This is a genomic window from Bradyrhizobium sp. SZCCHNR1002 (assembly GCF_032381435.1).
GTDB lineage: Bacteria > Pseudomonadota > Alphaproteobacteria > Rhizobiales > Xanthobacteraceae > Bradyrhizobium > Bradyrhizobium aeschynomenes.
Map to the genome: position 1 here is coordinate 61609 of NZ_JAUHIS010000006.1, position 22869 is coordinate 84477.

Sequence of the window (22869 nt, forward strand, 5' to 3'; positions counted from 1 at the left end):
ATCATTGGTGGGCACGGCGCGTTGCGCCTTTGCCTACCCCTACGTTGTCGTCAACTCCGTCATTGCGAGGAGCGAAGCGACGAAGCAATCCAGACTGTCTGTGCCACCCTGGATTGCTTCGCTGCGCTCGCAATGACGGCGAGACCAGCGCGTGTCAGGCCGCCTTCGGCAGCGCGGCCTTGGCCTCGGCGAACGCCCAGTCGATCCACTGCGTCAGCAGCGCGACGTCGCTCGCTTCCACCGTGGCGCCGCACCAGATGCGCAGGCCGGCCGGCGCGTCGCGATAATGCGCGAAGTCGAAGCCGGCGTTTTCCTTCTCGACCAGCGACACCAGCTTCTTGGCGAAGTCGGCCTGGGCATCGGCCGACAGCGCCGTGATCGCAGGATCGACCACCTTCAGGCACACCGAGGTGTTGGAGCGGATCGCCGGATCCTTGGCGAGGAAATCGATCCAGGGCGTGCGCGCCTTCCAGTCCGCCAGCACCTTGGTGTTGGCGTCGGCGCGCGCGATCAGCGCCTTGAGTCCGCCGATCGACTTGCCCCAGTTCAGCGCGTCCAGATAGTCCTCGACGCACAGCATCGACGGCGTGTTGATGGTCTCGCCTTCGAAGATGCCGGCATTGAGCTTGCCGCCCTTGGTCATACGGAAGATCTTCGGCAGCGGCCAGGCCGGCTTGTAAGTTTCGAGACGCTCCACCGCGCGCGGCGACAGGATGAGCATGCCATGCGCGGCCTCGCCACCGAGCGCCTTCTGCCAGGAGAAGGTGACGACGTCGAGCTTCGGCCAATCTAGTGGCTGAGCGAATGCGGCTGAGGTGGCGTCGCAGATGGTCAGGCCTTCGCGGCTCGCGCTGATCCAGTCGGCATTCGGCACGCGCACGCCCGACGTGGTGCCGTTCCAGGTGAAGACGATGTCGCTGGCCGGGTCGACCTTCGACAGATCCGGGATTTCGCCATAGCCGGCGTGCAGCTTGGTGACGTCCTTGAGCTTCAGCTCCTTGACGATGTCGCTGACCCAGCCTTCGCCGAAGGATTCCCAGGCGATCGTGGTCACGGGCCGCGCACCGAGCAGCGACCACAGCGCCATCTCGACCGCGCCGGTGTCGGACGCCGGAACGATGCCGATCTTGTAGTCGGCCGGCACTTCGAGCACGTCGCGCGTCAGCTCGATCGCCTGCTTGAGCCTGGCTTTGCCGATCTTCGCGCGATGCGAGCGGCCGAGCGGGGCGTCCTTGAGATTTTCGGAGGTCCATCCGGGGCGCTTGGCGCAGGGGCCGGAGGAGAAATGCGGCACGGCAGGCCGCTGCGAGGGCTTCGCTGCAGTCATCGTCTATCCTTCCAGATAGTAAGCCTCCCGTTGGGGGGAGGTGTCCCGCCGTGGTGATTAAGGGAAGCGCCGTTCCACGTCAAGGAACTTCGCGCACGCGTTCACGCAGTCGTGCTGGCATATGGCGCGCCCGACTGCGCTTCGAGAAGTTGTCCCGAATGTCAGCGGGAGATGTCCTGCCGCACGACGCGAACTAATCCGGTGCCGACCCGATCGGTGCCTGGCCCGCGGGCGGACGGTGCAGGAACGTCATCGACGCGTAGGCGCCGATCCACGAGCCGACGGCGGCGAAGGCCACATAGATCCAGTTCTCGGTGTAGCTGATCACCGCGAACGACGATAGCGTGTACCAGATCGCGCTCCAATTCGCGGCCGGCAATCGCCGCCGCGCGACCACGGCCGATGTGAACATGACATACACCGCGTCGGTCGCCGCCGTTGCCGCGACGACGCCGAGCGCCGTCAGTGGATTGATGTCCGGCATCGTTCCCCCCTGCTCGTCCATGCCGTATCGCACAACGCCGTGACGTTGTGTCGTCCGACCTGCTCATGCACAATGACGCGAACTGCACGCGCCCAACAACAAGGATAGAAGAATGCAACGCGTCCGTCTCGGGAGGACCTCACTCGACGTCACACGGCTTGGCCTCGGCACTGCCCCGCTCGGCGGCCTGTTCGAGCCAGTCAGCAATGCCGATGCCGAGGCGACGATCGCGATGGCCTGGTCGCGCGGCGTGCGCTTTTTCGACACGGCGCCGTTGTATGGCTTCGGTCTCGCCGAGCAGCGGCTCGGTGCGTTCCTGCGGCAGCAGCCGCGCGACAGTTTTGTGATCTCGACCAAGGTCGGCCGGCTGTTGCGCCCGGATCCGAGCGCAGCGGCGGAAGATCCGCATTACAAGGGCACGCCGCCGCTCCGCCCGCGGTTCGACTATTCCTATGACGGCGTGATGCGCTCGGTCGAAGAGAGCCTGGTCCGGCTCGGCCTCGATCGAATCGACATCCTGCTGGTGCACGATCCCGACGATCATTATGACGAAGCCCTGGCCGGCGCCTTCCGGGCGCTCCAGCGGCTGCGTGATGACGGCAGCATCAAGGCGATCGGCGCCGGCATGAACCAGTCGGAGATGCTGGCGCGATTCGCCGAGGCCGTTGCGGTCGACTGCTTCCTTCTCGCCGGCCGCTACACGCTGCTGGATCAGGGCGCGCTCACGGCGCTATTCCCGGTCTGCCGGAGGCAGAACATCGCCATCCTGCTCGGCGGCATCTACAACAGCGGCATCCTGGCCAATCCGCATGGCCACGCCAAGTTCAACTACGAGGACGCCGATGCCGCCCTGGTCGCGCGCGCGCGTCAGCTCGACGCGCTCTGCAAGGAGCACGGCGTCAACCTCAAGGCGGCCGCCATCCAGTTCTGCCTCGCCCATCCCGCCGTGACCGTCGGCCTGCAGGGCGCCCGCAATGCGCAGGAGGCGGCCGACAACCTTGCGATGGCCGAAACGGTCATCCCCGCGGCGTTCTGGCGCGCGCTCCGTGCCAGCAATCTGGTCGACCCGCGCGCGCCGCTGCCGGGAGAGGCACCATGAGCCGCGCCATCGACGCTCACCAGCATTTCTGGGATCCCTCACGTGCTGATTATCCGTGGATGGCGGGCGACGCGCTGGCCCCAATCCGCCGCCCGTTCGGTCCCACCGACCTTGCCCCGCTGTTGGCAGAGAACGGTCTCGATGCCAGCATCCTGGTGCAGACGCGGTCGTCGCTCGAAGAGACCGAGGAGTTTCTGCGCATCGCCCATGACACGCCGTTCATTGCTGGCGTCGTCGGCTGGGTCGATCTGACCGATGCGTCGGTGGGATCGACGATCGACCGGCTGCGCGAGCTGCCGGGTGGCGAAAAGCTGGTCGGCGCGCGCCATCAGGTTCATGACGAGGCGGACCCGGCGTGGCTCGATCGCGGCGACGTCAGACGCGGACTGGAGCGCGTCTTCGCGCACGACCTGACCTACGACCTGCTGGTGCGCACGCGCGAGCTGCCGGCCACGATCGCGACGGTGCGCGCTTTTCCAGAAGCGCGCTTCGTCCTTGACCACGCCGCCAAGCCGCCAATCGCCACGGGGTTCGATCAGAACTGGGCCGATCGCATCGCCGAGCTCGCGACATACGGCAACGTCTGGTGCAAGGTATCGGGACTGGCCACGGAAGCCGTCTGGACCGACTGGGACGCGGAGCGGCTGCAGCCCTACGTGTCGCACGTCGCGCGTTGCTTCGGCGCCGACCGGCTGATCTTCGGCTCGGACTGGCCGGTCTGCCTGCTCGCGGGCGAGTATGACGAGATCAGGCAGGCGCTCGAGCAATGCCTGACGCAGCTTCCTCCGGGGATTCGCGACAAGGCGTTCGGCCCGAATGCTATTGCTGCGTACCGTTTGCGCTCCTGATCAGAACCGCATCACCATGCCGAAATGGCTCTTGGCAAAGCCGAGCCGCTCGTAGAAGCGCTGCGCATCGGTGCGGCTCTGGTGCGTCATCAGCTCGACCAGATTGCAGCGGCGGCCGCGCGCCTCGGCAATGGCCCATTGCAGCAGCTGCTCGCCGATCCCCAGGCTGCGTCGGTCGGTCGCGACGCGGACGTCCTCGACCAGCGCCCGCGACGCGCCTTGCGAGCTCAGGCCCGGCAGGATGCACAATTGCAGACAGCCGACCACCCTGCCCGCGTCCGCGGCCACCACCAGGGTGATGTTCGCATCGCGCGCAATCGCGTCGAACGCCGCGTAGTAGGTATCGGGCAGCGGCTCCTCGACGCGCTCGCGCGCCCGGCCGAGATGGTCGTCGGCCAGCATCGCCACGATGGCGCCGACGTCCTCGCGCCGCGCGGGCCGAATGGTGATCGACATGGGGTCTGCCATCGTCGCGACGACAGGCTCAGAACTTGTAGCCGACGCCGGCGCGCACCGTGTTGATGCTGGTGTCGACGGTCGAGGTGAAGCGGATGTATTCGTACTCGGCGCGCGCAAACAGGCCACCCACCAGATTGACGTCGACACCGAGGCCGGCGCTGTAGCCGTAGATCAGGTGGTTGTGCTGAATGTTGTTGGAGCTGAGCGGCGTAAGCGCCGTGTAGGTGCCGAGCTGGGTGGCGCTGACCCGGTCCTGAACGGTCACGGTCTGTCCGAGATCGGCGTTGCCGAGCGCGAGGCCGAAGAACGCATAGGGCAGGAAGCAACCCAGCGCGTAGCCGGCGCGGCCGCGGATGGTCGCCATGTCCTTGATCGAGATCTGCGAGGTCTGGGTCGAGGTCACGCTGTGGTAGTTGCCGTCCGACAGCGCGGCGCTGCTGACCAGCGAGCGGCTCGACGAGGCACTGCCGCCGAACTTGCCATGCAGATAGCTCGCCTCGACGCCGAGCACGACGTCGTCCCACTGGCTGTTGTAGCCGACGAAGGCGCCGAAGCCCGAGGATCGTGAAGATTGCTTGCCGAGATTGGTGTTCCAGGACGACACCTGCATCTCGCTCTCGATCAGCGTATTGGCCAGCACCGCCGCCGTCATGTTCTTGGTCGAGCCGTTGAAATTCTCGTCGGACGAACCATAACCGCCCTGGACGCCGACATAGTAGCCGTCCCAGTTGACCCGCGCATTGCTCAGGCCTTCGGTCAGGCCACCTCTCAGGATCGGAAGGTCGGGCATATCGGCGGCCTGGGCAGCCGAGACCATGCCGCACACCGAAACCGCCACCACCAGGCTACGCATCGTCACGCTCCAATCAGCACTGAACTCTCGATGAGCGATCATCGCGCGTTAACCTTAATCATCCGTTGCCGGAACGCGGCTACCGGCAATTCTTTCAGCGAGGGCACGCCTCTTCGGACCGGTCGGAAAAGCGAAACGGCGCGGGAAGCCCGCGCCGTTCGTTCAGTCAGAATGACGTTTGCTCGTCTCAGCCCTTGCGGATCAGCGCCGGCATCGGCGGCGGCGGAGGATTGTCGAAATTCCAGCGCACGCCGAGCTTCAGGTCGTGCGAGGTGATGTCCTTGAATTTGAAGTTGTTGCCAGTGGTGGTGCCGGTATAGGTCGACAGCACGCCGGTCTGGCCCTGCCCGAGGTCGACATAGCTGTAGGCCAGTTCGAGCACGAGGTTCGGATTGACGTTGTAGGCCAGACCCGCATGGGCCGCCCAGGCGAAGTTCCACTTCGAGGAGGTCGGCGCCGTGGCGAAGCTCGTGGTCGTGAACGGCAGGTTGTTGATGCCGGTGTCGGTGAAGTTCGAGATCGTCACGCGCGAGCCGCCGACGCCGGCGCCGATGAACGGCGTCACGCACCACCAGGTGCCGAGATCGACATAGGCGTTGGCCATGACGACCCATTCCGACTTGCTGGCCGTGTAGTTGTCGATGCCGCTATACGGCACGCCGCCCGCCGTCGCGTTGAAGCGATCGGTGCCCTTGAAGTTCGAATTGCCGCGATACTGGCCGGTGACGTCGGCGCGGAACCAGCTGTTGAAGCGATAGCCGACGCCGACGCCGTAGATGCCGGCGGTGTCGAATCCGGAGGTCTGCTCGAACGAGGTCATCGGCGTATAGGCCGACTCGCGGCTGTAATGAACGTCCTTGACCTTCTGATTGCTGAAGCCGATGTCGCCGCGCAGGTACCAGCCGCCGAAATCGGCCGCCGGGGGCGGCGCGTAGACCGGAGGAGGCATGATGGGCATGTCGGCCGCAAAGGCCAGAGTTGAAAACAGAGAGGCCGCTCCGGCGGCGATCAAAGACATAACGCTACGCATTGGCTTCGTCCCTTTGGCCGGTGAGGCGTTCGGAAATGGGCCCCACATCACAACTGACGGCTGTACAATCGCACCAAATGCTTAAGCAGCGCTTAACCCTAATAATTAAGGTTGATGTTTCGTGAGCGCGCGGGAACCGTTAACGGTCACGCAACAGATCCTAACAAACTATTAGCCAAGCCGTCCTGGTCCGACACACGCTAACTAATCAGCTCAAACCGACAGAGCGCTCGCATCCTCCCCCGTTCTTGAACGTCCGTCGGCGCGAGGCGACATCACCAACAAAAAAGCCTGCCATCGAACAACGATGGCAGGCTTTGAAAGCTGAGAGATGCGAAAGACTACGCGGCCGCCGCAGCCGCGTTGCCGACGGCGGCGACGATCTCGTCGACGACCTCCTCGACCAGATTGCGGTCGTCGCCCTCGCCCATCACGCGGATGACCGGCTCGGTGCCGGAGGAGCGCACGAGCAGGCGGCCATGGCCGTTGAGACGCTTCTGCCCGGTATCGATCGCCGACTTCACCGCGTCGGCATCGAGCGGCTTGCCGCTGCGATAGCGTACGTTCTTCAGGATCTGCGGCAGCGGATCAAACTTGTGGCAGACCTCGGAGACCGGACGGCGCAGCTTCTGCACCGTGGCCAGCACCTGCAGCGCCGCGACGAAGCCGTCGCCGGTCGTCGCGTAGTCCGACAGGATGATGTGGCCGGACTGCTCGCCGCCGAGATTGTAGCCGTCGGCCAGCATGCGCTCGAGCACGTAGCGGTCGCCGACCGGCGTACGCACCAGCTCGAGCCCCTGCCCTTGCAGGAAGCGCTCCAGTCCGAGATTGGACATCACGGTCGCGACGATGCCGGGCTGCGCCAGGCGGCCGTCCTCCTTCCAGCTCTGCGCGATCACCGCTAGCAGCTGGTCGCCGTCGACGATGTGGCCGCGCTCGTCGACCAGGATCACGCGGTCGGCGTCGCCGTCGAGCGCGATGCCGATGTCGGCGCGCATCTCACGAACTTTCCGACAAAGAGCTTCCGGCGAGGTCGAGCCGCACTCCTTGTTGATGTTGAAGCCGTCCGGCTCCACGCCGATCGAGATCACGTCGGCGCCGAGCTCCCACAGCGCCTCGGGCACGACCTTGTAGGCCGCGCCATTGGCGCAATCGACCACCACGCGCAGGCCGTCGAGCGAGAGATCGCGCGGCAGCGTGCGCTTGGCAAATTCGATGTAGCGGTCGTGCACGCCGTCGATGCGGCGGGCGCGGCCGAGGCTCGCGCTCTGCGCCAGCTTCTTGTCGAGCGACTCATCGAGCAGCTGCTCGATCTGCTTCTCGACATCGTCGGACAGCTTGAAGCCCTGCGGCCCGAACAGCTTGATGCCGTTGTCCTCGAACAGGTTGTGCGAGGCCGAGATCATGACGCCGAGATCGGCGCGCATCGACTTGGTCAGCATCGCCACCGCCGGCGTCGGCATCGGGCCGACCAGCAGCACGTCCATGCCGACCGAGGTGAAGCCCGCGACCATCGCGTATTCGATCATGTAGCCCGAGAGACGCGTGTCCTTGCCGATCACCACCCGGTGGCGGTGCTCGCCCCGCTGGAACAGAAGACCTGCGGCCTGCCCCACCTTGAGCGCGAGTTCCGGCGTGATCAGGCCGTTGGCACGGCCACGAATCCCATCGGTCCCGAAATAGTTACGGCTCATTTGACCCCCAGCGACGGCTTTCTGGATTTCGTTACCGGCGGCCCGCGAATCACGGCACGGCCCATCCGGTCAGCCCGCGGGTTATAGTCCCGTTAAACCCGCCCTGGCTTCAAAAAATGTGATGAATCATTACCAGGAAACTGCCTCTCCCCCGGTAACCTCCTGTTAAGGCTAATTTTTCTGGAACAGGCGCCGGTGATCGGGACGCCTCTGCGCCGCCCCCCGCATGGTGGCAACGCGGAAACACCGGCCAGCCGGATGCAGGTTTCTGGCAAGCCGTATCGCGATCGCGCCCCTGCGCTTCGTTCCGGCGGGTGGGCTGCCGTTCCAAGGTGTGGATTTGGCAGCCGAAGCAAAGATGCTAGAGGACGTGCCAGCCCAAGATCTGCCAGCTCAAGAAACGAGACGTCGGTGGGGAGCCGAACACTGCGATGAAGCACATCACCTGCATTGAAGACCTGCGCCTCTTGCACAAGCGCCGCGTGCCCAAGGCGTTCTTCGATTACGCCGACCGCGGCTCCTATGCCGAGGAGACCTTGCGCGCCAACCGCGAGGATCTGCAGAAGATCAAATTCCGCCAGCGCATCCTGGTCGACGTCTCCAAGCGCGACCTGTCGACCACCATCCTCGGCGAGCCCTCGTCGATGCCGCTGATCCTGGCGCCGGTCGGCCTTCTGGGCATGCAGCACGGCGACGGCGAGATCCACGCCTGCCGCGCGGCGCAAGCGGCCGGCATCCCCTTCACCCAGAGCACGATGTCGATCTGCTCGATCGAGGACATCGCCGGCAGCGTCGAGAAGCCGTTCTGGTTCCAGCTCTACGTCATGAAGGACCGCGGCTTCATCAAGGCGCTGGTCGAGCGCGCCATCGCGGCGAAGTGCACCGCGCTGTGCCTGACGGTCGACCTGCAGGTGATCGGCCAGCGTCACCAGGACATCAAGAACGGCATGAGCGTGCCGCCGGAATGGACGCTGTCCAAGCTGTTCGACTTCGCCATCAGGCCGGCCTGGGTGCAGGGCGTGCTGCAGGGCAAGCGCCGCACCTTCGGCAACATCGCCGGCCACGTGAAGAACACCGAGGATCTCACCAAGCTCTCGGCGTGGACCGCCGCGCAGTTCGACACCTCGCTGAACTGGAAGGACGTCGACTGGATCCGCTCGATCTGGCCGGGCAAGCTGATCATCAAGGGCATCCATGACATCGAGGACGCCAAGCTCGCTGTTGAAACGGGCGCGCAGGCGCTGGTGGTGTCGAACCATGGCGGCCGCCAGCTCGACGGCGCGCCGTCGTCGATCCACGTGCTGCCCGGCATCGCGGACGCCGTCGGCGACAAGATCGAGATCATGTTCGACGGCGGCATCCGCTCCGGCCAGGACGTGATGCGCGCGCTCGCCCTCGGCGCCAAATCCTGCATGCTCGGCCGCGCCTATGCCTATGGCCTCGGCGCCGGCGGCCAGGCCGGCGTCGCCAAGGCCATCGACATCATCCGCAACGAGCTGCTGACGACGATGGGCCTGTGCGGCGTCAATACGGTGGCGGAGATCGATCGCAAGGTGCTGGCGGATTAGGTTCTGTACTCATAAATGGATTCCGTTAGCTGACGGACGGTGATTCACTCCCCTTAGGTGATTTGGGGGGGTGAAATGGCGCGGTTTGACCTGAGCGATCGAGAATGGGCTTTGATCAAGCCCTTGCTGCCGAATAAGCCGCGCGGTGTCGGTCGGGTCGACGACCGGCGGGTTCTCAACGGCATCTTCTATGTGCTGCGGACAGGCTCGCCCTGGCGAGATCTTCCGGAACGCTATGGCCCTTACACGACGGTCTATAACCGCTTTAACCGCTGGGCCAAGGCAGGCGTTTGGGTCCAGATCTTCGAGGTGTTGGCAGCTCGCTCGCCGCAGTCGATGGCGCTGATCGACAGTTCTATCGTCCGCGCCCATCAGCACGCCGCTGGGGGTAAAAAGGGGGCGAGGATCACGCCATTGGCCGTTCTCGTGGAGGACTGAGCACCAAGATCAATGCGGTCGTCGACGAGAACGGACTGCCGGTCCGGCTGATGCTAACCCCGGGGCAGGCCCACGATCTGCGTGCTGCGCCATTTCTGCTCCAAGGGCTCAAATGCCGTGATGTTGTGGCCGACCGTGGTTACGACGCCGATGCCCTCCTGCACATGATCAGAGCCCACGGAGCTAGGGCTCATATTCCCTCCACCAGCCAGCGAGTGGTCCAACGCTCCGTCAGCCGCCGCATCTATCGCAAGCGAAATCTGGTTGAGCGCTTCTTCTGCAAGCTCAAGCATTTCAGGCGCATCGCGACCCGTTTCGACAAGCTCGCTCGCAACTTTCTCGCGGCAGTCGCACTCGGCTCAACCCGCCTCTGGGCCAGGGCTTATGAGTCCACGCCCTAGTTGGAGCCGATGCGGCGTCAGCGCGGACGGTGCAACCTCTCCCCGCTCTTTGCGGAGAGAGATCGGATTGCGCAGCAATCCGGGTGAGGGGCATGGCACTGAAGAAGCTCAGATAGTGGTCCGTCGGACGGGCACAGCGACTTCGCGTCGATGAAGGCATCGAGCGCGCATGGACTATCATTGCCGAGCTAACAGAAGATCAGTTCGCAGCAAGAAAAACTGCCCCCCCGCGCCGCTGCCCCTCACCCCAACCCTCTCCCCGTGAAGAACGGGGAGAGGGAGCGCACCGTCTTCCTACATCGGCGGCGTCAGCCCATCGCGGCCGACACTGACGCGGCTTGTTTCGAGCGCGCCGTCAGGCAACTGCTTGACGGTGGCGATCACCTTGGCGCCCGTCTTCAGCTCCGACTTGTCGCCTGGCACAAAAGTGACGATCGGCGTCTCCGGCGTGATGTCGACCCGCTTCTCGCCGCCCTTGTATTTGACCAGCAGCGTGTGACCATCGGTCGAGACCGAGCTTTCGGCCACCGTCGCGTTGGTCATGCTCGAGTTCGGCTTCAGGTCCCACGGACGCGAGCCTTCGCCGGTGCCACGCATCTCCTCGGGAAAGATGTGGATCTCGACCGCTTTCGGCGCGCCGTCCGGGCCAGGCACGGTGGTGGCTCCGATGAACGATCCCGGCTTGATGTCGGAGAGGTCAGCCTTGACGACACCGGACACGCGCAGGTCACCGGCCATGCGCAGCTTGAAGATTTCGCCGCTGCGGGCCTTCACCGTCATCGTATCGGCATCCACACTCTCGATGGCGCCGCGGACCCGTGTTGGCACCGGGGCGAGCTGAGCGATCGCGAGCATGGAGGTGGTCGCAACCATGGCGAGTGCAACAGCGGGACGGATCAGGGCGAGACGGAAAGACATGCGGGAAACTCCGAGGCTCTAGGCTTGGGCTCTCATTCAGGTCGCAAGCGGCCCGGCGAGCGTACGTGGATTGAGACGCCGCTTCGCGCTGCTTATTCCATTCTCAAGCCATTGTGAGAACGCGTGCTCTCTCCCGCGTCCATTCAACGGCGCGGGCCAGGGCTCAACGCGCCTGCGGCGGCAGCAGCTCCGGCCGATACTCGAAATGCATCGTATCGTAATGATACCACCTGCCGCCCCAGATGAATCCGTGTCGCTCGAAGATGTCGACGATCTGCTGCGGAAAGCGATTCTTGTAGGGAATGAGTGACGACTTCTTTGCGCTCCAGAGCCAATAGTCGGAATAGTCCAGGTTCAGGTCGATCGCCGCGGCATAGCCATGCATGCTCATCCGGCCGGTGTCGGCCACGGGACGGCAGGACAGAACACCGGCGATCGGAAAGGCGGCACGCCTGATCTTGGGGTCGAGCTCATCGATCTCGGCGGAGATCTGCTTCAGCCGTTCCGCCACGCCGTTGACGCGGGTGACGCTGACGGTCTTGCCCCAGCTCTTCGGCAGCCAGGTGATCGTGACCAGGCTTCGACTCACACCGCCTGCGGTGCAGTCGCCGTACATCTTCTTGAAGAACGCCTCGTTCCTGAAGCGACCGGGGTCGGCGTTGACGGCCGGTGTGGATGGCTGGCCGCGCGGATAGGGCTGGCTGAGCTGATCGAGAATGGTGGCATTGCGCAGCCTGTCGTCGAAGGACCGCTGCGGATCGAGCTGGCCGGCGGGCATGCGCGTGCCGTCGCGCCAGATGATGGCGTCGCCATCATGGCCGGCCAGCGCCTGCGGATAGGCCTGCACGAGGCGGTCGAGCAGATCGGCAGCCGTCTCCGCGCGCACAACCGAGGCCGTCAGCAATGGCAGGCCGACGCAGACCGGCGCGAGCCAGCAGGCGGTACGACCGATCACGGCCGCTTGCTCATCTGATCGATCAATTTGACGTTGGCCTCTTCGACACCGTTTAAAATCGGATTCCAGGTCGATGGCGCGTACCAGGCGAAGCGGCCGAAATACGCCTTGAGATCCGGCGCGTCGAAGAACCGTCCGCGCCGGGCAAAGATCTCGTTCTTGGCCAGCCGCAGCTCCGCCTTGGAGAGCCGCGCCAGCTCGCCTGGTGTCAGCAGGCGGCGGTCGGAGTCGGCAAACAGAAAACCGCTCGGCTGCGTCCCGCCATTTTCGGCGCGATCGAGAATCTCGACATTGGCCGCCTCGACCGGGTTCAGCACGGGGTCCCATGTCCGCGGCATGTACCAGGCGAATTTGCTGAAGTAGGCCGTGAGCTCGGGTGACGAAAAATGGCGTCCGCGGCGCGCGAAGATCTCGTTGCGGGCGATGCGCAGCTCCTCCTTCGTCCGTCCTTGCAGGTCGGCGGCCGACAGCAAGCGCTGGTCGGAGTCGGGAAAGACGAACTCGGCCGAACGCGGCGCACTGGCCAATGCGGGAGCCGGGACCGGTGGAGGGGTCGCGGCTGCGGCGACAGGCGCAGTCGCCTGCCCGGCGGCTGGTCCTGCGAAGTAGAACGTGCCGTCGATCGGCGACGAGGCGACCCAGGGCTGCTGCGCGCTGGCCGTCGCCTTCTTCACCGTCAGGCCGACCTGATTGAACGCCTGCAGCACGTCCAGCCCCGGCCGCTGCACGGCATCGACCAGGGCGCGCGTGTACGGGCTGTGCCCGTCATCGCCGTCCAGCGCGACATTGCCGGGCTGCGTCGCATAGGAGAGAATCGTCCCCTCGGGCGCGCGGATCTGCGCGAGGCCGCCATCGCTCGATCGCAGCCCACGTCCGCCGAACGGATTGTTGCGGCAGGCATCGAGGATCACGATGTTGAGCTTGGTGCCGGCGGCTTCCATCTGCCGCAGGACGAGCCCGACATCGACCATCATGAAATCGACATCGGCTTCGCGGGCAGGATTGGCGCTGGTGGGAACCAGATAGTTGGTCCCGCGCACCTGAATGCCGTGACCGGCGTAGTAGAACACCGCGACCTCGGCGCCCAGGAGCTGCCTGCTGTAGGCCTGGATCGCCTGGTCGAAGCGCGGCTTGTCGAGATCGAGCTGCGCCGCTCCACCAACCAGCGTGAAGCCCAGACGTTGAAGCGTCTCGGCGACCAGGCGCGCATCATTGGCTGGATTGGCGAGCTTGCCGACGTTTTGGTAGTCCGAATTGCCGACCACCAGCGCGACGCGCGGGGCGGCGGTGCAAGGCGCCACGCAGAGCAACAAGAAGACCAAAATACCAATAGCCGATCGTATCATCCTCAGTCCTCAGATCCGGGCGTCGTTGTAGCTTGCCCAACGGATCAAATCGACTGTGGCATTGCGGCGATATTGCATCGCGGGCCCACCGTGGACGGCGCATCATCCGCTATCTCTTGCGGAGATCAGCCTCGACCAGCGCGCGCAATTCCGGCGTCACCTGCGGGCGGCGGCCGAACCACAATTCGAAACCGCGCACCGCCTGATGCAAGAGCATGCCGAGCCCGTCCGCGGTGCGGAGCCCCCTCGCCCGCGCGGTCGCGAGCAGTTGCGTCTCCAGCGGGACGTAGACGATGTCGGCCACCACGGCATGCGGCGACAGCAGCGCGACGTCGAGCGCGAGCGGCGGCTGGCCGTGCATGCCGAGCGAGGTCGTGTTGACGAACAGCCCAGCGCGCGGCAGCAGCGCACCGACGCGGTCCCAGCCTTCGGCGGCGACACGGCTGCCGAACTGATCGGCCAGCGCCTGGGCGCGCTCGGCAGTGCGGTTGATGACGTGAACGCGGCCGATGCCGCGTTCGAGCAGGCCGAAGACGACGGCCCGGGCCGAGCCGCCGGAGCCGAGGACCAGCGCCTCGTCGGTGCGGTCCCAGCCGGGGGCGGCAGCATCGAGATTGCCGATGAAACCTTCGACGTCGGTGTTGGTCGCGCGCAGGATGCCGTGCTCGTACCACAGCGTGTTGGCAGCGCCGACGGCGCGGGCGCGCGCGTCCGGCTCGGACAGCTCCAGCACACGTTCCTTGTGCGGGATGGTGACGTTGGCGCCGACGAAGCCCCGCCGGTCGAGATGGGTGACGAAGTCCGCCAGCTCCTCCGGCGGCACGGCTTCGATGGTGTAGCCGCCGGCGATCCCGAGCTGGTGCAGCCAATGATGATGGATCAAGGGCGAGCGCGAATGCGCGGCAGGCCAGCCGATCAGGCACGCGGCGCGAGGTTTGGCGGCGAGGGTCATGGCCGTGACATCGGACAAGCTCCGGCCGGAGTCAATGCTCGGAGCCTGGAGGTGGCCCCTCGGGGACGAGCGCGGCAGACGTCACGCGCAGCCTGCCGTGGCGGCCCAGGTCAAGCCTCAGCTCGCCGCTAGCCCGTCGGCGATCTCCTCCCGCGGCGCGTCCTTGCCCTTGATGTCGGCCACGGCGCGCTCGATGGTCTCGCGATAGCGTACCAGCGGCGGCCGCACGCCGTGGGTCAACAGCGCCCGGCGCACCGTCGGCGAGGCGCCGGTGATGAACAGCCGGATGCCCTGGCGCTTGGCCTTGGCGGCGACGCGGCTCATCGCGTTGGCGGCGGTCGAATCCAGGAACGGCACGGCTGCGAAATCGACCACGAAGGCCTTGCGGCGGTCGGCGATGGAGTCGAGCACGGTCCCGACCGTCGAGGCGGCGCCGAAGAAGAACGCGCCGGTGATGCGATAGACCAGCACATCCTTGTCGGCGCTGAGCTTGGGATTGTACGGCACGCGCGCGCCATCCTCGAAGTCCGCCCGATCCTCGGCGACCAGCGGCGAGCCATCCTCGACGCCGGTCATCTGCGCCATCCGGTTGATGAAGAGCACCGCGCCGAGCGCGAAGCCGACCAGGATGCCCTCGGTGAGATCGCGGAAGATCGTGAGCCCGAAGGTCGCGAGCAGCACCGTGGCATCGCCCCAGGACGAGCGGACCAGGGTCGCGAACTCGTGCTTCTCGGCCATGTTCCAGGCGACGACCACGAGCACCGCGGCCAGTGCCGACAGCGGGATGTAGCTCGCCAAGGGGGCCGCGATCAGCATGAACACCAGCAGGAACAGCGAATGCAGCATGCCCGACACCGGGCCGCGTGCGCCGGCGCGGACGTTGGTCGCGGTGCGCGCGATGGTGCCGGTGACGCAGATGCCGCCGAACAGCGCCGAGCCGACATTGGCAAAGCCCTGCGCGACCAGCTCGCAGTTCGAGCGATGGCGGCGGCCGGTCATGCCGTCGGCGACGACGGCCGAGAGCAGCGATTCGATCGCACCGAGCAGAGCGAAGGCGATCGCATCGGGAAACACCGCCTGGATCTTGGCGAGCGACATCGCCGGCAGCGTCGGCGCGGGCAGCTCGCGCGGAATGCCGCCGAATTTGGTGCCGATGGTTTCGACCGGCAGCTGCAGCGCATAGGTGAAGACCGCCGCGACCACGACCGCGATGAGAATTCCGGGCCATGTCGGCCGCAGACGCTTGAGCCCGACGATGATCGCGATCGACAGCGCGGCCAGCACGACCGCCGCCATGTTTGCCGTCGGCGCGCCATGCGCGAGCGCCGTGAGCTTGGGAATCAGCTCGCCCGGCTCCTTGGCCGTAAGCGTAATGCCGAACAGGTCCTTCAGCTGGCTGGCGAAGATGATCACGGCGATGCCGGCGGTGAAGCCGACCGTGACCGGATAGGGAATGAACTTGATGTAGGTGCCGAGCCGCAGATAGCCGGCGATCACCAGCATCACGCCGGACATCATTGTTGCGAGCAGCAGGCCATCGAGACCCTGCCGGTCGACGGTCGCGGCGACCAGCACGATGAAGGCACCGGCGGGGCCGCCGATCTGGAAGCGGCTGCCGCCGAGCAGCGAGATCAGGAAGCCGCCGATCACGGCGGTGTAGAGGCCGCGGCCTGGCGAGACGCCGGAGGCGATCGCGATCGCCATCGACAGCGGCAGCGCGACGATCGCGACCGTCAGGCCCGCGAGCGCATCGGCGCGGAAATCGGCGAGGCCATAGCCCTCACGCAGCACCGTGAGAAGTTTTGGGGAATACAGCTCGGCAAAGGTCGGCTCATGATGTCCGACCCGCCGCTGCGCGCCGTGCTCGTTTGCGATGCTCATGCCCATCACGCTCCCGTCGCATCGTCCGAGCGCCATGCACCGACGATGCGTCTCACACGGAGCGCTCAACGGCCTCCGTGCCGCGCGATGAAGCTAGCTCGCGCCATCGCGCGCAATGTCAGTTTGACGGCCCACGCGGTTGGGCGGCCCGGGGTCCTTCAGGCGAACACCGCGCCCGCCATCCTCGCTGCGGGCATGCTCACCGATCAGATCCACGCCCGCACGATTGAGCGCATCGACGACCTTGGTCAGCGAATCCACGACGCCGCGGACGTTGCCGGTGGAGGCTTCCATCCGCTGGATCGTCGGCAGCGATACGCCGGCCAGCTCGGCCAAGGTTTTCTGATCTATCCCGAGCAGCGCACGCGCGGCCCGCATCTGGAACGACGTGATCACGATGGCCTCACGTGGTACACACCATAAGTGATGTCTGAAACAAAGACAATGATGTAAAATACATCATCTGGAGGCAATGGCAAGGGCTACGGGCGCGGCCGCCAGGGCTGCCTGCGGCGCGGATTGAGTTGGAGCATCAAGGCCGCATGACGCACCTTTCCGATCGCCAAGCGCGCAGCTTCGAGGTCGGCCCCGCTCTCACCCTCCCCTGGAGGGGGAGGGTCGGCTCACATGGAGCACAGCGTAATGTGAGCCGGGGTGGGGTGATCTCTCCTCTTGCGCCGGTTTCGCGGAGAGATCACCCCACCCCGCTCGCCCGCTTCGCGTGCGATCGACCCTCCCCCTCCAGGGGAGGGTGAGACTGAATTCGCGGTGCCTTCCGTCGTCCCTATCAGCGCCTTGGCGATGAGAGCATGATGCGTTTCCACCGAGAGCATGATCCGGAAAAGTGGAAACCGGTTTTCCGAAAAGATCATGCTCAAACAAAGGGATAGGATCATGATGCGATTCCGTGGAATCGCATCATGATCTAGGGCGTGGACTCATAAGCCCTGGCCCAGAGGCGGGTTGAGCCGAGTGCGACTGCCGCGAGAAAGTTGCGAGCGAGCTTGTCGAAACGGGTCGCGATGCGCCTGAAATGCTTGAGCTTGCAGAAGAAGCGCTCAACCAGATTTCGCTTGCGATAGATGCGGCGGCTGACGGAGCGTTGGACCACTCGCTGGCTGGTGGAGGGAATATGAGCCCTAGCTCCGTGGGCTCTGATCATGTGCAGGAGGGCATCGGCGTCGTAACCACGGTCGGCCACAACATCACGGCATTTGAGCCCTTGGAGCAGAAATGGCGCAGCACGCAGATCGTGGGCCTGCCCCGGGGTTAGCATCAGCCGGACCGGCAGTCCGTTCTCGTCGACGACCGCATTGATCTTGGTGCTCAGTCCTCCACGAGAACGGCCAATGGCGTGATCCTCGCCCCCTTTTTACCCCCAGCGGCGTGCTGATGGGCGCGGACGATAGAACTGTCGATCAGCGCCATCGACTGCGGCGAGCGAGCTGCCAACACCTCGAAGATCTGGACCCAAACGCCTGCCTTGGCCCAGCGGTTAAAGCGGTTATAGACCGTCGTGTAAGGGCCATAGCGTTCCGGAAGATCTCGCCAGGGCGAGCCTGTCCGCAGCACATAGAAGATGCCGTTGAGAACCCGCCGGTCGTCGACCCGACCGACACCGCGCGGCTTATTCGGCAGCAAGGGCTTGATCAAAGCCCATTCTCGATCGCTCAGGTCAAACCGCGCCATTTCACCCCCCCAAATCACCTAAGGGGAGTGAATCACCGTCCGTCAGCTAACGGAATCCATTTATGAGTACAGAACCTAGTCGCATCGTGCTCTAGGCGTCAGGCCGGAACCTGTTTGGGAAAATCGAGCCGAACCGTCGTGCCACGGCCGCTGCTGGTGGTGAGCTTGCCGTGCAGCTGTGCAGCAAGGCCCTCGCAGATCCGCAAGCCCAAGCTGTTACCTTTGCTGGGGTCGGCGCCGGGGGCGAGGCCCTTGCCGTCATCCGCGATCGTCAGCGCATAGCGCGCCTCGTCGAGCGGCCTCAGACTGACCGTGATGGTGCCGGCCTCGTCCGGCCCGAAGGCATGCTTGAGCGCATTGGTGACGAGTTCGACGACCAGCAGCGACAGCGCAGTCAGGCGGGTCAGATCGAGCTGCGCCGGCGCGAAATCCACCACGCAGGCGACCTGGCGCGCGCCACTCGACTCCAGCACGTCGTTGCAGATGGTCTGCAGATAGGGACCGATGTCGAGATCCATCCGGCCGGGATCATGCAGCATGCGATGAACGCGCGAGATCGTCTCGAGCCGCGTCTGCGCCTCGCTGAGAATCGCAGTGGCGCGCGAGGGATCAGCCAGCGCCTGCCGCTTCTGCATCATCAGCAATCCGGCGATGAACTGGATGTTGTTGGCGACGCGGTGCTGCAGCTCCTGGAACAGCACGCGCTGATTTTCGTAGAGCCGCTCGGAGACGGCGCGCTCCTGGCGCAGATGCCGCGCGGCCTCATGCATCAAATGGATCAGCGTGATGTCGACCGCGACGATGATCGCGTAGAAGCCGATCGCGAACGCGTTCTGATAGCCCGACGCCGGCATGAAGAAGTACCACGCCAGTGTCCCGCACAACGCGGCACACACGGTGCCGGGCCCGACACCGCAGAAGAAGGTCGTGAGGATGACGGCCGGGAAGAAGGTCAGATAGGGAAAGCCGTCCGGCAGCGTATCGACCAGGGCAAGGCGTAGCGCGAAGGCCGCGATCGCCGCGCCGACGGCGATCGCGTAGCCCAGCAGGACTTGGCGGCGGAACCTTTCCGTCGCCTGGGCGGCGCGCAGATAGAACGGAGCGGACGAGAACTTCTGAATCACGTGAGGCTGAGCTGGGAACTGATGAACTCTCGGGCCCGCGCCGTCGTCCCGTCCGGCTCGAAGTGACCGACGGGGCCTGGGCGGCAGCCGATCACGATTGTTCGGCCAATGACGGCATATCAGGTCCGGTGATCGGATGGCGTTATCATAACACCATGCTGGGAACTCGGTTGGTGCACAAGTGCACATTGCGTCGCAACGCGAGGCGACGCGGGCCGCCGATACTTGCCGGACCATATCGGCGGGGTCGCTGAAGCCGTGGCCGGGTTTACGGGCGCCCGGCCACGCTGCAAGGCTTGGGACTATGCCGCGTCGCGATGCGAAGCGATGATGTGGTCGGCGGCGCGGCCCGTCACCTCGGCCATGTGGTCGAACTGGCGGGTGAAGCTGCCGGCACCGGCGGTGGCCGAGCGCAGTTCGACGATCAACTCGCCGATCTCGGCCTCCGGCATCATGGCACGGACGCAGTCCCATCCCGGCCAGCCGTCGCGGGTGTCGAACGACAGGATCTGGCCGCGCCGAGCCGACAGGATCGCGTTGATCCTGGCGGTCGCTTCGGTCGGACAGACGATCTCGACCGTGTGGATCGGCTCCAGCAGCACCGGCTGGCATTGCGGCAGCGCCTCGCTGACGCCGGCCCGCGCCGCCGTCCGGAACGCGAGGTCGGACGAATCGACGCTGTGATAGGAGCCGTCGGTGAGCGTCACCGCGACATCGATCACCGGGAAGCCGAGCGGGCCGCGCACCAGCGCGTCGACGACGCCCTCCTCGACCGCCGGGATGTAGTTGCGCGGCACCGCGCCGCCGACCACCTTCTCGGCGAACTGGAAGCCCTCGCCGCGCGGCAGCGGCTTGATGTCGAGCACGACGTCGCCAAACTGGCCGTGGCCGCCGGACTGCTTCTTGTGCCGGCCGCGCTGGGTGATCGGCTTGCGGATGGTCTCCTGATAGCCGATCGCGGGCGCATGCGATTTGACGTTGACGCCGAAGCGGTCCCGCAGCCGCTCGAGCGCGACGCGCAGATGCATCTCGCCCTGTCCCCACAGTACCGTGTCATGCGTGCGCTGGTTCTGCACCATCGTCAGCGAGGGGTCCTCCTCGTTGAGCCGCAGCAGGGCCTGGCCGAGCTTGACGTCGTCCTTGCGGTCGACGGCGGCGATCGAGATCGCCAGCACCGGCGGACACGGATCGAGCTTCGCGAGCGCCTTTGGCGCCGTCTTGCCGGTCGCAATCGTGTCGCCGGTCTTGACGGTCTCGAGCTTGCCGAGCGCGACCGTGTCGCCGGCCTCCGCGCCCGCGCGCTTGCTGTCATAGACGCCGGTCGCAGCGAGAATGCCGGAGACGCGCGCCGCCTCGCCCGAGGCGGCATGCAAGGTCGCACCATCGTCGAGATGGCCCGCCAGCAGCCGCGTCAGCGACAGCTTGCCGCCATGCTGCAGATGCAGCGTCTTGAAGACGTAGCCGAGCGCCTCCTTGGTGTCCTTGACGCCGAGCCGCCTGGCGGTCTCGGCGATGCCGGGCGCCTCGTGGCGCAGCGCCTTCATCAGCCGGAGCACGCCGTTCTCGCGCAGCGCCGAGCCGAGCAGCACCGGGCAGATCAGGCCCTCACGCAATTCGCGCGCGAGGTCGTCGAACACGGCATCGCGCGGCGGCGGGATATCCTCGAGCAACTGCTCCATCAGCGAATCGTCGTGATCGGCGAGCTTCTCCAGCATCGAGAAGCGCGCCTCCTTCTCGCGGTCGAGATCGCCGCCTTCGAGCGCGACGACCTCGGAGGCCTTGTGCTCGCGATAGATGAAGGCGCGCTCCAGAGCGAGATCGACGAAGCCCTCGATGAGCTCGCCTTTCCAGATCGGGATCTGGCGGAGCACCAGCGGCACGCGCGAGGCCGGCTGCAAGGTCGCCAGCGTCTCGCGGATGCGCGCATTGGCGCGATCGATCTTGTTGAGAAACAGGAAGCGCGGAATGCGCAGCTCCTCGAGCTCGCGCAGGATGAGCTGCAGCTGCGGCAGCTTCTTCTCATCCGCCTCGCAGACCACGATCGCAGCGTCCACCGCCGGCAGCGCGGCGCGCATGTCGTGGATGAACTCGATCGAGCCGGGACAGTCGAGGAAGGTGTAGCTGTCGCCCATGAAGGTCGTGGTCGCCGCCGTCATCGCGACGCTCATCTTGTGATGGCGCGCCTCCGGGCTGGCATCGCCGACGGAGGTGCCGGCGTCGACGCTGCCGGTGCGCGGGATCGCGCCGGTTCGCGCCAGGATCGCCTCCAACAGAGTGGTTTTACCGCTTTGGAAAGGGCCCACCAGCGCGATGCACCGTGGACCTCGGGGACTTCTCAGGTCGTGTCCCATTTCGCCGCCTCCTCATTGTGGAGCTCGGCCCTTGATTGGGTCGGCAAAGCCGAATGCTCTGCCTCGTCTGCCGCTTTGGCAAGCAGGACGCTCGCGAAAAACGTCGCTGCAGTGCGGCAGGCACGCCACCTTCCCGCACGATTGCGGGAAGGCGGCTGTTCACGGCAAAGGGAGGATCAACGGCCCGGGCGCAATTCGAGGCTTTGCAGCCCGGCCGAGACGGACAGACCGACCTGGCCCTGCACGCTGAGCGGCTGCAACGCGATCGAGTTGGCGGAGCCGCCGACCAGCACGTTGCCGCCAAGGCCGACACCGACCGCGGCCGAGCCCTGCGCACCGGCATAATCGCCGGAAAGATCGCCCGGCCCGAGCCGCGCGACCGGCGCATAGACCACCCAGGCGAGCAGCGATTCCTGGGTGATGCCGAGGTCGAGGCCGACCTTGCGGATGGTCGCGACGTAGCGGTCCTCGGGGAGGCCGTCGGCGCGCAGCACGCAGCCGAGATGGGTCACCGAGCCGACGATGAAGCCGACGCTGGCGCCGCCGCGGCATTCGAGGACGCCGATCCGCACGCGATCTTGCGCCTGGGCAGCGCCGGCGATGCAGAGGCCTGCAGCAGTGAGCCCGGCGAGGATGGTCGAGCGCATGAATAAACTCCGGCTGAAATGAACATGTGATGCGACGCTCGGTGAATCGAACCGATGATCACGAGCCATCACATCTATGCCACAAGGCTTACAGCCGTGCCAGAAGCGGCGCGCCGTTCATCTGGCTGAACAACGTCAGCTCTCGCCCGATGCCGCGCTGCTGCGAGGCATTCTCGTCGTGCTCAGCGATAATAGCGTGAGAAGTAGGACGACGATCGGCTCGGGCTTGGATGCACCGGCAGCAGCGGCACCAGCTCGACCTCGGTGATTCCCGCCGCGAGGTTCATGCCGGTCTGCCCCTGCAGGCTGATCGGCTGCAACTGGGTGGCGCGATCGGTGTCGCGGACCAGGAAGCTGCCGCCGAAGCCCACCAGCGCGGCGGCGTTGGCCGACAACCCGCCATAGCGCCCGCGCAGCTCGCTGCGGCCGAAATCATTGACGGGAGCGTAGACTGCCCACGCCATCCGGGTCTGATCCGTCAGTCCGAGATCGAGACCGTAGCGGCGGACCTTGGCGACATAGCGCTCCGGCTGGCGGCCCTGGCTGCGAAACACGCAGCGCAGACGGGCCTGCGACATCACCAGCTTGCCGGTCGTCCGTCGGCCCTCGCACTCCAGAACCCCCGCACGCATCGGCCGGCCCTGATGGGCCTGCGCGAGCGGCACCATCATCACCATCGCCACGATCGACAGCACAAGCAGCCGCATCAAACTCAACCCTACGCCACCGGACTCGAGCCCGGACAAAAGAAAGGCGCCATGTTCAAAACATGGCGCCTTTCTGTGCGGAACTTGACCTTTGGAGA

General features: G+C 65.6%; 21 protein-coding genes. 4 read left to right on the forward strand and 17 right to left on the reverse strand.

What is annotated here, in order from left to right:
* Positions 1-154 precede the first annotated feature (154 nt).
* Together QX108_RS25240 and QX108_RS25245 are read right to left on the reverse strand one after the other, a co-directional pair.
* Complete coding sequence (locus QX108_RS25240; protein WP_315721692.1) at positions 155-1327, reverse strand: phosphoserine transaminase; 1173 nt, start codon at positions 1325-1327, stop codon at positions 155-157.
* A 193-nt stretch (positions 1328-1520) separates the two neighbouring features.
* Positions 1521-1811: a hypothetical protein gene (locus QX108_RS25245; RefSeq protein ID WP_172112511.1), complete on the reverse strand. Its 291-nt coding sequence runs from the start codon at positions 1809-1811 to the stop codon at positions 1521-1523.
* 112 nt (positions 1812-1923) lie between these two features.
* Here QX108_RS25245 and QX108_RS25250 point away from each other — a divergent pair, with 112 nt between their 5' ends.
* Together QX108_RS25250 and QX108_RS25255 are read left to right on the forward strand one after the other, a co-directional pair.
* Positions 1924-2910, forward strand: a complete 987-nt coding sequence (locus tag QX108_RS25250; protein WP_315721693.1) for an aldo/keto reductase — start codon at positions 1924-1926, stop codon at positions 2908-2910.
* On the forward strand, positions 2907-3758 hold the full coding sequence (locus QX108_RS25255) for an amidohydrolase family protein (RefSeq protein ID WP_315721694.1): 852 nt from the start codon (positions 2907-2909) through the stop codon (positions 3756-3758). Before QX108_RS25250 ends, QX108_RS25255 begins: the two co-directional genes overlap by 4 nt.
* Here QX108_RS25255 and QX108_RS25260 read toward each other — a convergent pair whose 3' ends face one another.
* The 4 genes from QX108_RS25260 to glmM form a co-directional block, all read right to left on the reverse strand.
* Positions 3759-4214 (reverse strand): GNAT family N-acetyltransferase, encoded by a 456-nt coding sequence (locus QX108_RS25260; RefSeq protein ID WP_315721695.1) that lies wholly within the window; start codon positions 4212-4214, stop codon positions 3759-3761.
* A gap of 28 nt (positions 4215-4242) precedes the next feature.
* A complete protein-coding gene (locus QX108_RS25265; protein ID WP_315721696.1) occupies positions 4243-5070 on the reverse strand; it encodes an outer membrane protein in 828 nt (275 codons plus the stop codon).
* Between the two features lie 187 nt (positions 5071-5257).
* Positions 5258-6100, reverse strand: a complete 843-nt coding sequence (locus QX108_RS25270) for an outer membrane protein (RefSeq protein WP_315721697.1) — start codon at positions 6098-6100, stop codon at positions 5258-5260.
* 341 nt (positions 6101-6441) lie between these two features.
* A complete protein-coding gene (gene glmM, locus QX108_RS25275; RefSeq protein WP_172112365.1) occupies positions 6442-7794 on the reverse strand; it encodes a phosphoglucosamine mutase in 1353 nt (450 codons plus the stop codon).
* 431 nt (positions 7795-8225) lie between these two features.
* On the opposite strand from glmM, the gene QX108_RS25280 reads away from it, so the two are divergent.
* Positions 8226-9362, forward strand: a complete 1137-nt coding sequence (locus tag QX108_RS25280) for an alpha-hydroxy acid oxidase (RefSeq protein ID WP_172132340.1) — start codon at positions 8226-8228, stop codon at positions 9360-9362.
* Between the two features lie 75 nt (positions 9363-9437).
* Positions 9438-10201 (forward strand): IS5 family transposase gene (locus QX108_RS25285; protein WP_315719298.1). Its coding sequence is split into 2 segments (ribosomal slippage): positions 9438-9773 and positions 9776-10201, totalling 762 coding nucleotides; the frame shifts between segments, so codons are not numbered across the junction.
* A 294-nt stretch (positions 10202-10495) separates the two neighbouring features.
* Here QX108_RS25285 and QX108_RS25290 read toward each other — a convergent pair.
* From QX108_RS25290 to QX108_RS25340, 11 genes are all read right to left on the reverse strand, one after another.
* Positions 10496-11056 (reverse strand): hypothetical protein, encoded by a 561-nt coding sequence (locus tag QX108_RS25290; protein WP_315726374.1) that lies wholly within the window; start codon positions 11054-11056, stop codon positions 10496-10498.
* Positions 11057-11282: 226 nt separating this feature from the next.
* Positions 11283-12074, reverse strand: coding sequence for a M15 family metallopeptidase (locus tag QX108_RS25295; protein ID WP_315787702.1), 792 nt, complete (start codon positions 12072-12074; stop codon positions 11283-11285).
* On the reverse strand, positions 12071-13420 hold the full coding sequence (locus QX108_RS25300) for a YARHG domain-containing protein (RefSeq protein WP_315787700.1): 1350 nt from the start codon (positions 13418-13420) through the stop codon (positions 12071-12073). The genes QX108_RS25295 and QX108_RS25300 overlap by 4 nt, the downstream gene beginning before the upstream one ends.
* Positions 13421-13529: 109 nt before the next feature.
* A complete protein-coding gene (locus tag QX108_RS25305; protein ID WP_315787698.1) occupies positions 13530-14372 on the reverse strand; it encodes a shikimate dehydrogenase in 843 nt (280 codons plus the stop codon).
* A gap of 117 nt (positions 14373-14489) precedes the next feature.
* Positions 14490-16253: a SulP family inorganic anion transporter gene (locus tag QX108_RS25310; RefSeq protein ID WP_315787696.1), complete on the reverse strand. Its 1764-nt coding sequence runs from the start codon at positions 16251-16253 to the stop codon at positions 14490-14492.
* A gap of 93 nt (positions 16254-16346) precedes the next feature.
* Positions 16347-16649, reverse strand: coding sequence for a helix-turn-helix domain-containing protein (locus QX108_RS25315; RefSeq protein WP_172112371.1), 303 nt, complete (start codon positions 16647-16649; stop codon positions 16347-16349).
* A gap of 529 nt (positions 16650-17178) precedes the next feature.
* A protein-coding gene (locus QX108_RS25320) for an IS5 family transposase (protein WP_315719298.1) occupies positions 17179-17942 on the reverse strand; the annotation gives its coding sequence in 2 pieces (ribosomal slippage) (positions 17179-17604 and positions 17607-17942; 762 coding nt in all).
* Between the two features lie 98 nt (positions 17943-18040).
* Positions 18041-19066, reverse strand: a complete 1026-nt coding sequence (locus tag QX108_RS25325; RefSeq protein ID WP_315787434.1) for a histidine kinase dimerization/phosphoacceptor domain -containing protein — start codon at positions 19064-19066, stop codon at positions 18041-18043.
* Positions 19067-19368: 302 nt separating this feature from the next.
* Positions 19369-21417 carry an elongation factor G gene (locus tag QX108_RS25330; protein WP_315787436.1) on the reverse strand — a complete coding sequence of 683 codons (2049 nt, stop codon included), beginning with the start codon at positions 21415-21417 and terminating at the stop codon, positions 19369-19371.
* A 176-nt stretch (positions 21418-21593) separates the two neighbouring features.
* Positions 21594-22064: a DUF992 domain-containing protein gene (locus QX108_RS25335; protein WP_172132334.1), complete on the reverse strand. Its 471-nt coding sequence runs from the start codon at positions 22062-22064 to the stop codon at positions 21594-21596.
* Positions 22065-22246: 182 nt separating this feature from the next.
* Positions 22247-22771, reverse strand: a complete 525-nt coding sequence (locus tag QX108_RS25340; protein ID WP_172112375.1) for a DUF992 domain-containing protein — start codon at positions 22769-22771, stop codon at positions 22247-22249.
* Positions 22772-22869 lie beyond the last annotated feature (98 nt).